This is a genomic window from Allopusillimonas soli (assembly GCF_004153445.1).
GTDB classification, from domain to species: domain Bacteria; phylum Pseudomonadota; class Gammaproteobacteria; order Burkholderiales; family Burkholderiaceae_B; genus Allopusillimonas; species Allopusillimonas soli.
Map to the genome: position 1 here is coordinate 249178 of NZ_SDQC01000006.1, position 12915 is coordinate 262092.

General features: G+C 62.0%; 13 protein-coding genes. 7 read left to right on the forward strand and 6 right to left on the reverse strand.

The window, feature by feature from the left end:
- The first annotated feature begins 34 nt into the window (after nucleotides 1–34).
- From ERD78_RS17620 to ERD78_RS17650, 7 genes are all read left to right on the forward strand, one after another.
- Nucleotides 35–1594, forward strand: a complete 1560-nt coding sequence (locus tag ERD78_RS17620; protein ID WP_129970970.1) for a benzoate-CoA ligase family protein — start codon at nucleotides 35–37, stop codon at nucleotides 1592–1594.
- The gene (locus ERD78_RS17625) at nucleotides 1594–2406 is read left to right on the forward strand and encodes an alpha/beta fold hydrolase (RefSeq protein ID WP_129971091.1); all 813 of its coding nucleotides are present in this window, start codon (nucleotides 1594–1596) and stop codon (nucleotides 2404–2406) included. Before ERD78_RS17620 ends, ERD78_RS17625 begins: the two co-directional genes overlap by 1 nt.
- A gap of 60 nt (nucleotides 2407–2466) precedes the next feature.
- Nucleotides 2467–3624, forward strand: a complete 1158-nt coding sequence (locus tag ERD78_RS17630) for an ABC transporter substrate-binding protein (RefSeq protein ID WP_129970972.1) — start codon at nucleotides 2467–2469, stop codon at nucleotides 3622–3624.
- Nucleotides 3625–3705: 81 nt separating this feature from the next.
- A complete protein-coding gene (locus ERD78_RS17635; RefSeq protein WP_129970974.1) occupies nucleotides 3706–4587 on the forward strand; it encodes a branched-chain amino acid ABC transporter permease in 882 nt (293 codons plus the stop codon).
- Nucleotides 4588–4590: 3 nt separating this feature from the next.
- Nucleotides 4591–5595 carry a branched-chain amino acid ABC transporter permease gene (locus ERD78_RS17640; protein WP_129970977.1) on the forward strand — a complete coding sequence of 335 codons (1005 nt, stop codon included), beginning with the start codon at nucleotides 4591–4593 and terminating at the stop codon, nucleotides 5593–5595.
- An 11-nt stretch (nucleotides 5596–5606) separates the two neighbouring features.
- Nucleotides 5607–6359: an ABC transporter ATP-binding protein gene (locus ERD78_RS17645; protein WP_129970979.1), complete on the forward strand. Its 753-nt coding sequence runs from the start codon at nucleotides 5607–5609 to the stop codon at nucleotides 6357–6359.
- The gene (locus tag ERD78_RS17650) at nucleotides 6356–7066 is read left to right on the forward strand and encodes an ABC transporter ATP-binding protein (protein WP_129970981.1); all 711 of its coding nucleotides are present in this window, start codon (nucleotides 6356–6358) and stop codon (nucleotides 7064–7066) included. Before ERD78_RS17645 ends, ERD78_RS17650 begins: the two co-directional genes overlap by 4 nt.
- A gap of 99 nt (nucleotides 7067–7165) precedes the next feature.
- Here the strand turns inward: ERD78_RS17650 and ERD78_RS17655 are convergent, their stop codons facing one another.
- The 6 genes from ERD78_RS17655 to mog all read right to left on the reverse strand — a co-directional run bounded on the left by ERD78_RS17655 (nucleotide 7166) and on the right by mog (nucleotide 12899).
- Nucleotides 7166–8209 (reverse strand): L-threonylcarbamoyladenylate synthase, encoded by a 1044-nt coding sequence (locus ERD78_RS17655; RefSeq protein ID WP_129970983.1) that lies wholly within the window; start codon nucleotides 8207–8209, stop codon nucleotides 7166–7168.
- Complete coding sequence (locus ERD78_RS17660) at nucleotides 8206–9456, reverse strand: 5-(carboxyamino)imidazole ribonucleotide synthase (protein WP_129970985.1); 1251 nt, start codon at nucleotides 9454–9456, stop codon at nucleotides 8206–8208. The genes ERD78_RS17655 and ERD78_RS17660 overlap by 4 nt, the downstream gene beginning before the upstream one ends.
- A gap of 76 nt (nucleotides 9457–9532) precedes the next feature.
- Nucleotides 9533–10081, reverse strand: a complete 549-nt coding sequence (purE, locus tag ERD78_RS17665; RefSeq protein WP_129970987.1) for a 5-(carboxyamino)imidazole ribonucleotide mutase — start codon at nucleotides 10079–10081, stop codon at nucleotides 9533–9535.
- Nucleotides 10082–10121: 40 nt separating this feature from the next.
- Nucleotides 10122–11006, reverse strand: a complete 885-nt coding sequence (locus ERD78_RS17670; protein WP_129970989.1) for a phosphoribosylaminoimidazolesuccinocarboxamide synthase — start codon at nucleotides 11004–11006, stop codon at nucleotides 10122–10124.
- A gap of 69 nt (nucleotides 11007–11075) precedes the next feature.
- Complete coding sequence (gene fba / locus ERD78_RS17675) at nucleotides 11076–12140, reverse strand: class II fructose-bisphosphate aldolase (protein ID WP_129970991.1); 1065 nt, start codon at nucleotides 12138–12140, stop codon at nucleotides 11076–11078.
- Nucleotides 12141–12260: 120 nt separating this feature from the next.
- Entirely contained in the window at nucleotides 12261–12899 is a 639-nt protein-coding gene (gene mog, locus ERD78_RS17680) for a molybdopterin adenylyltransferase (RefSeq protein ID WP_129970993.1), read from the reverse strand.
- Nucleotides 12900–12915 lie beyond the last annotated feature (16 nt).

Sequence of the window (12915 nt, forward strand, 5' to 3'; positions counted from 1 at the left end):
CCAATAAAGCACTATAAATAGACGGAGATATCTGATGCAAGCCTGTCCCGCGCAACTGAATTTCGCCAGTCATCTCATGCAGGTGAATGCCGGACGCGCTGAAAAAACTGCTTATATCGATGACACCGGCAGCCTGTCCTATGGTGAATTGGCACAGCGGGTCGCCAAGTTCGCCGGGTTGCTGCATGAGATGGGGCTGAGACGGGAAGAGCGCATTCTGCTTGTCATGCTCGACACCGTGGACTGGCCTGTCGTGTTCCTAGGCGCGCTCTACGCAGGCGTTGTCCCTGTGGCCATCAATACCCTGCTCACCTCGCAGGACCAGGCCTATATCATGGAACACAGCCGCTGCCAGGCCGTGTTCACATCGGGGCCGCTGCTTGCAACAGTACGGGAAGCCTTGGCCCTTGCGCGACACGAGGTCCGGCATGTCGTCGTCTCGGGCACTGCCGACGCGACGCAGGCTGACCAAATTGATCTGGCAACCCGATTGCGGAAAGCCGGCGAGGCACAGGCGGTTCAGACACAGGCAGACGAGGTCGCGTTCTGGCTGTACTCTTCGGGATCCACCGGGCAGCCAAAGGGAGTGGTGCATACCCACGGCAATCTATGGCATACAGCCGAGATCTATGGCAAGCCCATACTGGGCGTACGAGAAGACGATATCGTGTTCTCCGCGGCCAAGCTCTTTTTCGCCTATGGCCTGGGCAATGCGTTGACCTTTCCGCTTTCGGCGGGCGCGACCACTGTGCTGATGGCCGAACGGCCAACCCCGGCCGCCGTCTACAAACGACTGGTCGATCACAAGCCCACTGTGTTCTGTGGCGTGCCCACGCTATATGCTGGCATGCTGGCACATGACGATATCCCTGACAGAAGCCTGGTGGCCATGCGTGTCTGCGCCTCGGCGGGTGAAGCCCTGCCACGCAACATTGGAGACCGTTTCACCGATCATTTCGGATGCCTGATTCTTGACGGCATAGGCTCCACTGAAATGCTGCACATCTTTCTTTCCAACCGCGCTGACGATATACGCTACGGCACAACCGGCAAACCGGTGCCTGGCTATGAAGTCCAATTGCGGGATGAAAACGGAGGACTGGTGGCGCCAGGCGCCATCGGCGACCTGTACATAAAAGGCCCGAGCGCTGCACTGATGTACTGGCACAATCGCAGCAAGAGCCGCGAGACCTTCCTGGGCGACTGGATAAAGAGCGGCGACAAATACGTGTGCGATGAAGATGGCTACTACACCTATTCAGGCCGAAGCGACGACATGATCAAAGTCAGCGGCCAGTATGTGTCTCCAGTCGAAGTGGAGAACACGCTCGTTCAGCATGCAGCTGTATTGGAAGCCGCCGTGATCGGCGTGGCAGATGGCCAGGGCCTGGTCAAGACAACCGCCTATGTCGTGCTGCGTTCGGGCACGGCGCCCTGTGAGGCGGTGCAGGCCGAGCTGCAGGCCTTCGTCAAGGCGAATCTGGCGCCATTCAAGTATCCGCGCACGATACACTTCATCGACGACCTGCCCAAGACCGCCACTGGAAAAATACAGCGCTTCCGCCTGCGCCAAATGGAGAGCCTTCACCCATGATGTCCGTAAGCACGCCGGCCGGCACGCGCGGCTTCGCTGAGATTCAGGCGCTTGGCCGCCCCCTGTCCATAGAATACGAGCTCATCGCTGCTGACAAACCTGAGGCTGATCTGATCATCTTCCTGCATGAAGGACTAGGGTCGCTTTCCATGTGGAAAGACTGGCCCGCGCGGGTGTGCGAAGCTGCCGGCTGCCGAGGCCTGGTGTATTCGCGCAACGGCTATGGCGCCAGCACGCCGCGCGGAGAGCAAGAGCATTGGCCCGTAACGTATATGCACGATCAGGCCCGTGAGGCGCTGCCGGCATTGCTGCGGGCCTTGGGGCTGGAGAATGAGCGCCCGGTCTTGTTCGGCCATAGCGACGGCGCCTCCATTGCCCTGCTGTATGGCGCAATGTACCCTGAGCGCGTCAAGGCCATTGCCGTGGCGGCGCCGCATGTATTCGTGGAAGACATCACCGTGGAGAGCATATGCGCCGCACGCCAGGCCTGGCTTGAAACCGACCTGCCGCAGCGGCTGGGGCGGTATCACCAGTATCCCGAACTGACCTTCTGGGGCTGGAACGATATCTGGCTTGATCCTGCTTTCCGCGACTGGAATATCGAAGAGGCGGTAAGCGGCATCCGCTGCCCGCTGTGCGTCATCCAAGGCAGAGAGGACGAATACGGCACACTGAGGCAGGTGGAAAGCATCCGGAAGCATGCGCCCCAGGCCCGTGCGCTGATTCTGGACAATTGCCGCCACTCGCCGCACAAAGACCAGCCCGCAGCCGTCATCACCGAGATCTCCGCATTGATTCATTCGCTCGATTGAACCGCGCCTCGTGCGCATCCCATGGCAGTATCCTTCCTATATAAAAACGAGGAGAAGACAATGAAGAAAATCGTGACCCACAGCGCGCTCGCGGTGCTGCTGGCGCTGGGTGCCGGCACAGCCTGTGCGGCTGTCAAGGTGGGCTTCATGCTGCCGTACAGCGGCACCTACGCAAAGCTGGGAGAAGCCATAGAAAATGGTTTCCGGCTTTATGTCATGGAGCAAGGCGGCAAGCTCGCGGGCCAGGAACTCGAATACTTCAAGGTAGACGACGAGTCCAACCCCGCCAAGGCGCCCGAGAACGCCAACCGCCTTATCAAACGCGATCAGGTGGATATACTGGTCGGAACCGTGCATTCGGGCGTGGCCATGGCACTGGCCAAGGCCGCCAAGGACGCGGATGTTACCCTCATCATCCCCAACGCGGGTGCCGATGCCATTACCGGCCCGCTATGCAGCAAGGGAATTTTCCGCTCCTCGTTCTCCAACTGGCAGCCGGGCTACGCCATGGGGCCTGTGGCCGCAAAGAAGGGCTACAAGACCGCCGTCACCATTACATGGAATTATGCTGCCGGAAAGGAATCCACCAACGGCTTCAAAGAATCGTTTGAGAAAGCCGGCGGCAAGGTCATCGAGCACCTCACTCTGCCCTTTCCCAAGGTGGAATTCCAGCCGCTGCTCACGCAGATCGCGTCGCTCAAACCTGATGCGGTGTATACCTTTTTCGCAGGTGGCGGAGCGGTCAAATTCGTGCAGGATTATGCCGCATCAGGCTTGAACCAAACCATACCTTTGCTGGGCAGCGGTTTCCTGACCGACGGCACGCTGGAGGCGCAGGGTGACGCAGCCAAAGGCATACTGACAACCCTGCATTATGCCGACGGCCTCGACACGCCGCGCGACAATGCCTTCCGGGCCAGCTACGCCAAGCAATACCCCGACATGCCGCCCGACGTATACGCCGTACAGGGCTACGATGCCGCGCAGATGCTGGAGGCCGGACTGAAAGCCGTCAATGGCGACGTAAAGCAAAAGGATGCCATGCGTGCGGCCATCAGCGCTGCCACCATAGACAGCCCGCGTGGCAAATTCACACTCTCCAAGGCGGGCAACCCCATCCAGGACATCTACCTGCGTGAAGTCCAGGGACACAAGAACCAGGACATTGGCATTGCCGCCAAGGCGCTTGCCGATCCGGCGCGCGGCTGCAGGCTCTAACAACCGGCCACACATGCGCGGCATGATGCGCAAACGCACTTGCCGCGCATGCACCGCGCCCAAAACCGGGAGGACTCCGCCGTGGATCCGGTCATCTTTCTGATTCAGTGCCTGAATGCGGTCCAGTACGGCCTGCTGCTATTCCTGGTAGCCAGCGGCTTGACGCTGATCTTCGGCATCATGGGCATCATCAATCTCGCTCACGGCAGCTTCTACATGGTCGGCGCCTATATGGCCTTTGCCCTGCAACCGCTTGTTGCCCAGCATCTGGGCGCGGGCTTCGCCGTTACGCTGCTGGCCTGCGTCGCCCTGACCGCAGTCATGGGCTATGTTCTCGAATGGGCCTTCTACAGCTTCCTGTACAGCCGCGACCATTTACAGCAGGTACTCATGACCTACGGTCTGATCCTCGTGTTCGAAGAACTGCGCACGCTCATCATAGACAACGATGTGCACAGCGTGCCCGTGCCGGACTGGCTGGCGGGATCCATCCCGCTGGGCGGCGTCATGACTTATCCCGTATACAGGCTCTTTATTTCTGCTGTCTGTCTGCTGGTGGCCGGGCTGCTGTACTGGGTGCTGACGAAAACCCGGCTGGGCATGATGATACGCGCGGGGTCAAGCAACCGGGAAATGATCGACTCCCTGGGTATAGACATCAACCGGCTGTTCCGCATCGTGTTTGCCATCGGGGTGGCACTCGCCGCCCTCGCCGGAGCGGTCGCGGCGCCGGTCTCGTCGGTCTATCCCGGCATGGGCAATGCGGTGCTCATCATTTGTTTCGTGGTCGTCGTCATCGGCGGCATCGGCTCCATCCGGGGCGCGTTCGTAGCGGCCATGCTGGTAGGCGTCGTCGATACCTTTGGCCAGGTGTTCTTTCCCGCAGCGGCCGGCGTCATGGTGTACTTGTTGATGGCCGCCATTCTCCTGTTCAGGCCCGAAGGGTTGTTCCGGCAAGGTTGACAAATGCACAAGACTCTATGCGCCCTGTCGCTGCTGGCCCTGGCCGGACTGATCGCGCTGCTGCCCATGGCACTGTCCGACTACTATACAGGCCTGACGATCAAGATCATGATCTACGCCCTGTTTGCGCTCAGCCTGCAACTGCTCGTGGGCGGCGCCGGCCTTGCCAGTCTGGGCCATGCCGCCTTCTTTGGCATTGCGGCATATTTTGTCGCTCTTCTCGCGCCGCAGGCCGGCCCGGGCAACATGTTCTGGCTGCTGCCCGGGGCCATGATCGCCGCCATGGTTTATGCGGGCCTGACGGGCGCACTCGCGCTGCGCACGCGAGGTATCTATTTCATCATGGTGACGCTCGCATTCGCGCAAATGGCCTACTACGTCTTTCACGACACCTCGGTGGGCGGGGGCACGGATGGCATTTATCTCTATTTTCGCCCCGAACTTCGTGTCGGCGAACTGGTACTGCTGAACATCGACCATCCTTATGGGTTCTATCTGTTCACGCTGGCCTGCCTGCTGCTGACCTGGGCCTTTCTGGCCATGTTGATGCGCTCGCGCTTCGGCGCCGCACTGACCGGCATTCGCGTGAACGAGCAGCGCATGCGTGCAGCCGGCTTCTCGACCTATGGCTACAAACTGGTCGCCTATATCGTGGCTGGCGGCCTGGCCGGCGTCGCCGGTTTTCTATATGCAGCCAAGGATGGTTTCGTCAATCCCGAGTTGCTGGCCTGGGAGCAGTCCGGCCTCGTGTTGCTGATGGTGATCCTGGGAGGAACCGGCCGCCTCTGGGGCGCCATCGTCGGCGCCCTGGCCCTGACGCTGCTTCAGGAAGTGTTCCAGTCCCAGGCATTGCTGGGCGACTTCGCCAAGAACTGGCACCTGCCCTTCGGGCTCGCAATCATTGGTCTGGTCGCCATCCTGCCACATGGCCTGGCTGGCCTGCCCGGATTGAGGTGCCGTCCGCGCGGGAAGGCGGGCACGCCCAAGTCTTCCGCATCCGCATTGTGAAGGACACGTCCATGCCGCAACCCTTGCTATCTGCCCGCCATATCACCCGACGTTTCGGCGGTTTGACCGCCATCGACGATGTGTCGCTGGACTTGAAGCGTGGCGCTGTACATGCCGTCATTGGCACCAATGGCGCCGGCAAGTCCACACTGGTCAGCGTACTGGCTGGCGAGCTGGCGCCCCATGCCGGCACGATTTTCCTGCGCGACCAGGATGTCACCGCATGGCCGCAGCCGCGCAGGGCGCGTGCCGGCATGGGGCGCAGCTACCAGCGCACAACCATCTTTCCGTCTCTGACAGTGCATGAAAACTGCCGTATCGCGGCGCAGGCCAGGCACCAGCACTTCTGGCACTGGCACATCGCGGCGCGCAACTGCAGATCCAGCAACGAGGCCGCCGACCATGCACTCGCCCTGGCCGGCCTGGACAGTGCGCGCTCACGCGTGGCCGGCCTGCTCTCGCATGGCGGAAAACGGCAGCTTGAAATAGCGATGAGCCTGGCCACAAGCCCCGATGTCCTGCTGCTGGACGAGCCGCTGGCCGGCATGGGTGCCGAAGAAACCGGGCGCATGCTCGAGCTGATGGCTTCGCTGAAGGCGGACCATGCCGTTCTGCTGATTGAACACGACATGGACGCCGTGTTCAGGATTTCGGATGAAATCACCGTCATGGTCAACGGCACAGTCATTGCACATGGCGATCCCCAGACCATACGGGACGATGCGCAAGTACAGGCTGCCTATCTTGGGGAGGACGACGCATGACCCCGCTTGTACAGGCCAGTGGCCTGCATGTCCATTATGGCGCCAGTCACATCCTGCACGGTGTTGACCTGCAGATCCGCGCGGGCGAATCCATTGGCCTGCTGGGCCGCAACGGCATGGGCAAATCCACACTGATCCGCAGCATCATGGGGCATGTCGCACCCACTGAAGGACAGATCATCATTCGAGGCAGAGACAGTACGCGCGCGCGGCCGCATCAGGTAGCCCGCCTGGGCGTGGCTTATGTGCCGGAAGGGCGCGGCATTTTTCCCAATCTTGATGTGCGTGAGAACCTGCTGGTGGCCGCACGCCCTGGCTACGATGGGCGCCGCGACTGGACGTGCGCAAGCGTCCTGCAGATATTTCCCCGCCTGCAGGAGAGGCTAGGCCATGGAGGACAGCAGCTTTCCGGCGGCGAACAGCAGATGCTGGCCATAGGCCGGGCCTTGATGACCAACCCGGATGTGCTGATTCTCGACGAGGCGACCGAAGGTCTGGCGCCGCTTGTCATCGCCGAAATCTGGCGCATCATCCGGGCCATACGAGAAACAGGCGTGGCAACGCTCATCGTCGACCGCAATTACCGCAAGGTATTAGCGCACACCGACCGCTGCGTGGTGCTGGAGAAAGGCATTGTGGTCGAAGCGCGCGACAGCGCCGCCCTGGCGCAGCAGTCGGCGTTGCTCACGCGTTTTCTGGGTGTGTAGGGCCTCAAAGGCGTGGAAGTTCAATCGGTAGGCGGCGAGCCAACACCACGCCGACTCTCCCGGGGTATGAATACGGGGCAGCACCCCGGGTGTGACACCTCAATCAGGCGCGGCGCTCGGCTCGGCGGCCTCGAACGCGGCTGCAGCCCGGCCCAGCCGGTCATTGACCGCGCGCCAGGCCTCGCTGCGCGGTGGCTGCTCCATGACGATGAGATCGTAGCCGCCTTGGTCAAGGTCGCGCAACAGCGCATACATATCTTTGGCAAACGATGCCGCGTCGGCAGCATGGCGGCGCCAGGCAATTTGGCTGTCCGCATTCTCGGGAGGCGCATCGAACACCACAGCCACACACCGCCGGGCCGCGCCGGACTCCGTCTGCGCCCACGCATCGATGGCGGCGCGGCTCATCAGTTTCAGTGGCGTACGGGGCGCGTAGTGTGCCTTGAGCGATCCCGACACCCGCGGCGCCGCGGCATCGGGTCGGGCAATCGCCCCTCCCAGCACCTGCGCAAGCTGCGCGGCGGTAACATGCCCTGGCCGAAGCAGTACCGGCTCCACACCCTGCTCGACGCGCGAGACATCGACTATCGTGGACTCAATGCCCACTTGCGATGGGCCGCCTTCGAGCACCAGAAGCGCGTCCTCGTCCAGATCCTGGAACTCGCTGCGCACATGAGATGCCCGCGTGGGTGAAACCTGACCGAACTTGTTTGCCGAAGGGCCCGCCACACCAGCCTGGCCGCTGCGGCGCAGCGATGCGAACTGCCTCAGCAGGGCCTGCGCCACGGGATGCGAAGGACAGCGCAGCCCCACGCTGTCCTGCCCGCCGCTGACAGCAGGCGGCACATGACGAGCGCGCGGCAGAATCAGCGTAAGCGGGCCTGGCCAAAAAGCCTGTATGAGCGCCTGAGCCTGGGGCGGCACGGAAGCGGCCCAATAAAGCAGATCCGCCTCGGGCGCGACATGCACAATGACGGGATGGCTGGAAGGTCTTCCCTTGGCAGCGTAGATGGCGGCTATCGCCTCGGGATTCTCGGCATCCGCACCCAGGCCGTAGACGGTTTCGGTAGGAAACGCCACCAGCCCGCCTGCATCGAGGCGCCGCGCCGCTTCGGCCAGCAGGCTGGACATGTCCTGAGTCATGGCTGCGTGGACCAGGCAATGCCCAGTGCCGCCGCAACACGCGCCGCGCCCGACTGTGCCTGCGCCAGCGTGGCGCCGACGATATTCACATGCCCCATCTTACGGCCTCGCCGCGCTTCAGCCTTGCCATACAAATGCAGGCGGGCGCCGGGCACCGACAGGACGCGACGCCAGTCGGGCTCGCGGAGCGTGCCGCTATCCGAATCGAACCAGACGTCGCCCAGGATATTGAGCATAACGGCATTGGTCAGGCAGCGCGTATCGCCCAGTGGTAGTCCGGCCATGACGCGCGCCTGCTGTTCGAACTGGCTGCATGCGCAGGCGTCCAGGGTGTAATGCCCGCTGTTGTGCGGCCGGGGCGCAATTTCATTGGCAACCAGGCTGCCGTCCTGAAGCACAAAGAACTCCACACACATGACGCCCACATACTCGAGCGCCGTCGCGATGGCCACGGCGGCACGCTCGGCCTGCGCGTCGATGTTATCGGATTCCCACAAGGATGCATCCGCTGTATTGCCCGCTTCGCCGCTACCCGCATCAGCGGCTGAAGCGCTCAATGCCGCATCGACGGTTGAAACGGCAAGTATGCCGTCACGGTGCTCGTTGCGTGCCGACGGGTACAGCGCCGTAGCGCCATCGCGCCCGCGTGCAAGCACCACGGACAGTTCGTAATCCAAGGGCAGCATGGCCTCAAGCACGCATTCCGCCCCGGAAAACGCACGAAATGCGTCCAGCGCCTCTTCGCGAGTGCGCACGCGCGCCTGGCCTTTGCCGTCGTAGCCCAGACGCGCAACCTTCAGAATGCCCGGAAAGAGTGCCACGGGCGCGCCCTGGATATCGGCTTCATCGCGGACAGCCACGTACGGCGCCACAGGCACACCTGCTTTCTCGATAAAGGCCTTCTCGCTGATGCGATCCTGGACAATGGCCACGGCATGGGCGCCTGGGCTCACCGCCGACGTGCGCGCCAATACGTCAAGGCTGTCGGCAGGCACATTCTCGAATTCCGTACTGATTGCCTTGCAGCGCTCGGCCAGCCGCGCCAGTCCCGCCTCGTCGCGATAGCCAGCCTGAATATGGAGCTCCGCCACCGCTCCCGTGGGACTGTGCTCGTCGGGATCCAGTACCGCGACCTTGTAGCCCATGGCCTGCGCGGCCTGACAGAACATGCGGCCCAACTGGCCGCCGCCGATCATGCCCAGCCAACTCCCCGGCGGGAGATAAAAATCGGCGGAATTATCACTCATGATGAAAAACCTGTACGCGGAAAACAAAGAAGATGCGCGGATTTGGCGCTATGGCCACAGATGTGGATGCCCTTGCCTACGCACCCGGCGGCGGCACGGCCATGTTGCGCGCCGCATCGGTCTGACGCGCGCGGAAGGCTGACAACTTTTCCTGCAAGGCGGCATCTGTCGTGGCCAGGCAAGCGATCAGATGCAGGGCGGCATTCGCGGCGCCAGCCTCGCCGATGGCGAACGTGGCCACCGGCACGCCGCGCGGCATCTGCACAATGGACAACAGGGAATCTTCACCACGCAAATAGCGTGACGGCACGGGGACGCCATATACCGGAACCGGCGTCAAGGCCGCCATCATGCCAGGCAAATGCGCGGCGCCGCCTGCTCCTGCGATGATGCCGCGCAACCCCCGCTTCGCCGCACTGGCGCCATACTCCGCCATATCCAAAGGCATGCGGTGGGCGGATATGACGCGCGTTTCGCAAGGAATGCCGAACTCGTCAAGCATGGCAACCGCATGCCGCATGATCTCCCAGTCGCTCGACGAGCCCATGATGACACCCGCCACGGGCGCACCCACAGTGCCGCGGCCGGCTACGGCGGGAGAATGATTCGAGGTCGATGCTGTCATGAGGATTCCGTTTGAAAAACCTGTTCTGCGCGGCGGCGATCTAGGCTGCCGTCAATCGGTCCAGTGCTTCGCGGTACTTGGCGGCGGTTTTTGCCAGCACATCGGCTGGCAGCCTCGGCGCCGGCGGCGTCTTGTCCCACACCTGTGTCTCAAGCCAGTCACGCACGAACTGTTTGTCGAACGACGGCGGGCTGGTGCCTTCCGCATACTGATCAGCCGGCCAGAATCGCGAGGAATCGGGTGTCAGGACCTCGTCCATGAGATGCAGCCTTCCGGCTTCGTCCAGGCCAAATTCGAACTTGGTATCGGCAATAATGATGCCTTTGTCTGCCGCGTGGCGGGAAGCCTCGGCATACAACTGCAGGGTGATGTCGCGTATTTGCACCGCCAGGTCGCTGCCCACTTCCTTGACCACATAATCGAAGTCGACGTTCTCATCGTGGGTGCCGAACTCAGCCTTGGCCGCAGGCGTGAAAATCGGCTCGGGAAGCTTGCCTGCCTGTTTCAATCCCGGCGGCAGCGCAATGCCGCACACGGCGCCCGTGGCCTGGTAATCCTTCCAACCCGATCCGATCAAATAACCGCGCGCCACTGCCTCGACCAGAATGGGCTTGAGTCGCTTGACCACCACAGCCCGGCCCGTCACCTGATCCCGCTCCTGCGGCGTCACGACATCCTCTGGCGCAATATCGGTGGCGTGATTGGGCAGAACATGGGCAAGCCTGTCCAGCCAATACGACGTCAGTTGCGTAAGCACCTGCCCTTTGCCGGGGATAGGATCGTCGAGAATGACGTCGAACGCCGAGATGCGATCGCTGGCCACGATAAGCAGCTTGTCGTCGCCGACGGCATACATATCGCGCACCTTGCCGCGCCCCAGCAGAGGCAGTGATGTGATGGAGGATTGGTGTAGGGCCTGAGCCACGATGTGTCCTTGAAACGAAACATCCCGCCGGACGCGCCGTGCGGGATGGGGAAGGGAGTCGGCAGCCGTTTACTGGACCACTTGTGCCAGCTTGCCGGCAGCGTAATTGCTGGCCATGTCGGAAAGCGAAACGGCCTTGATCTTGCCTGCGTTGCCTGCGGTGCCAAACTGCTGATAGCGTTGCACACAGATGGCCTTGGCCGCCGCGCGCGCAGGTTTGAGGTACTCGCGAGGATCGAACTTGGAGGGGTTCTCCGCCATGAAGCGGCGGATGGCACCTGTCATGGCCAGGCGAATATCGGTATCGATATTGACCTTGCGCACGCCGAACTTGATGGCTTCCTGGATTTCCTCGACCGGCACCCCGTAGGTTTCCTTCATGTCGCCGCCAAACTGGCGGATCTCGGCCAACAGATCCTGGGGCACACTGGAGCTGCCATGCATGACCAGATGCGTGTTGGGCAGACGCTGGTGAATTTCCTTGATGCGGGAAATGGACAGGATGTCGCCCGTAGGCTTGCGCGTGAACTTGTAGGCGCCATGGCTGGTGCCGATGGCGATGGCCAGCGCATCGAGCTGCGTCTGGCGAACGAAGTCCGCTGCCTGTTCCGGATCGGTAAGCAACTGCTCGCGCGTCATGGTGCCTTCGGCGCCGTGGCCGTCTTCCTTGTCGCCCTTCATGGTCTCAAGCGAGCCCAGGCAGCCCAACTCGCCTTCAACGGTGACGCCAACCTTGTGGGCCATCTCGACCACGCGGCGGGTGACATCGACGTTGTAATCGTAATCGGCAATGGTCTTGCCGTCTTCGCGCAGCGAGCCATCCATCATCACGCTAGAGAAGCCCAGATCGATAGCGCCCCGGCATACGTCGGGTGACTGGCCGTGATCCTGGTGCATGACGACGGGAATGTTGGGATATGACTCGACGGCGGCCTGGATGAGATACTTCAGGAAGCCTTCGCCGGCATATTTGCGGGCGCCGGCGGAAGCCTGCATGATCACCGGGCTGTCGGTTTCAGCGGCGGCTTCCATGATGGCCTGAACCTGTTCGAGATTGTTCACATTGAACGCGGGAATGCCGTAGCCATTCTCGGCGGCATGGTCGAGCAACTGGCGCATGGAAACTAGGGCCATGAATAGACTCCTGCAATGGATTGAATGATTCCCGCCATTTTACCCGAATGGCCGGCGCATAACGGGCGTGCGCCGGGTGTTCGCCGCAATGCGCGCCCTTGGCAGCCTCCAATGGAAAACTCAGGAGGTGGATTCAGCCGGCCGGCGCGCCGATTTCGGCCGGAAGGCTTTCACGATGTGTTCATGTGTATCGATATACGGCCCGCCGATCAAGTCTATGCAATAAGGCACGGCCGCAAAGATGCCAGCCGCCACGGCAGCCCCGTGGTCGTCCTTCAGTCCCTCCAGCGTTTCGCGTATGGCTTTGGGCTGGCCTGGCAGATTGATGATGAGCGCCGCATGGCTGGGCGTTTCGCGAATGACAGCCACCTGGCGTGAAAGAATGGCTGTGGGGACGAACCGCAGGCTGATCTGCCGCATCTGTTCGCCAAAGCCCGGCATTTCCTTGGTTCCCGCCGCCAATGTGGCCTCCGGCGTGCAGTCTCGGCGGGCAGGCCCGGTGCCGCCCGTGGTCAGCACGAGGTCGCAGCCGGCCTGGTCCACCAGCTCGATCAGCGTATCGGTAATGCGTCGAGGTTCATCCGGAATCAGGCGCTCCACATATTGCGGAGGGGCGGTAAGCGCCGTGTCCAGCCAGCTGCGCAGCGCCGGAATGCCCTCGTCCTGATAGACCCCGCTTGAAGCGCGATCGGAAATCGACACCAGCCCCACCAGCAGTTGATCCGGATGGGCGCGCACCATGCGTTTTTCATTCGACATAAAACCTTTCCCGCTG